The following is a 951-nucleotide window of genomic DNA, read 5'->3' as shown; positions in this document are numbered from 1 at the left end:
GGTGAAACGGGTTATACCGCCCGTCTGTTACGTGAAGGCTTTGTGTATATCTGGGATGAGCTGGTCAATGGCTGGATTAATTATTACGTGACCTGCGAGGGGTATTACTATCCTCTGCCGGAACATGCCAAAGTGCCTCCCCTCTTAGCCAGCGGTGAAATGAAACCCTGCATTGATCAGCCCAATGAGTTGGTGCGTGCTTCGCTGGTGACATTACCGGTGTTGCCGGAAGGCTTTGCAAACAGTGCCTTTTGGTTTGCCTGGTCTGCGGTGGCGTGGACGGATGCGGTCCGTAAAAAGCATGAAGATCCGGCCTATCGAGCGCGATATATGCAACGTTTTGATATGGAAAAATGGCTCAACTGCGGAGAGGGGGAGAATGCCCTGCCGTTCTCGTCACTGACGGATACCGTCGCGGAATATCACACGAGAAGAGATACCAACCGGCGTATCGCCGATTACACCCGCTCTCAGTGGAATGGGAAATATCTATTTGATCAGAATGACCTATGGTGGGCAGCTGAAGAATTAATGCCCGACAAAGGGGTTATCCTGTTCCTGCCTGATCCGGTTGCAATGGTGCAGGACATTACCGCCCTGATGAATTATCGGTTAAAGACGCAGTTTCATGAAAATCCACATTACATCAGAGGGATTGCGCTTTCGGCTTCTCTAAGCACGTTGAAAGAGGCGTTGTGTCGGCAGTTTGAGCGGGATCAGATAAGTGGATATGAAACGCTGGAAACACAAATACAATACGGCTACTACACTTCCGGCGGAGCCTATCTGTCGGGTAATCCCGGGACTGTGGATACCGGGCGTGAGTTAGACAGCTCGACATTAAAACGGCAGGTACAGGAATGTTGGTCAGATTACGAGCAGTACATCGACCGTGAGAAAGAAAAAGCGTTTATGGACCGGTTCACCACCGATCTGACGCGGTACGACAAC

At 50.7% G+C, this 951-nt stretch carries 1 protein-coding gene; it reads left to right on the top strand.

Annotated elements, in window-relative coordinates; all coding sequences use genetic code 11:
- A partial coding sequence (locus tag C5469_RS22865; RefSeq protein ID WP_339414670.1) for a toxin VasX occupies positions 1-951 on the top strand: 951 nt, incomplete at both ends.

The organism is Photorhabdus cinerea (assembly GCF_011189575.1).
Lineage (GTDB): Bacteria > Pseudomonadota > Gammaproteobacteria > Enterobacterales > Enterobacteriaceae > Photorhabdus > Photorhabdus cinerea.
Note: the sequence above shows the minus strand (reverse complement) of the source record. Positions and strands in the feature narration are given on the sequence as shown.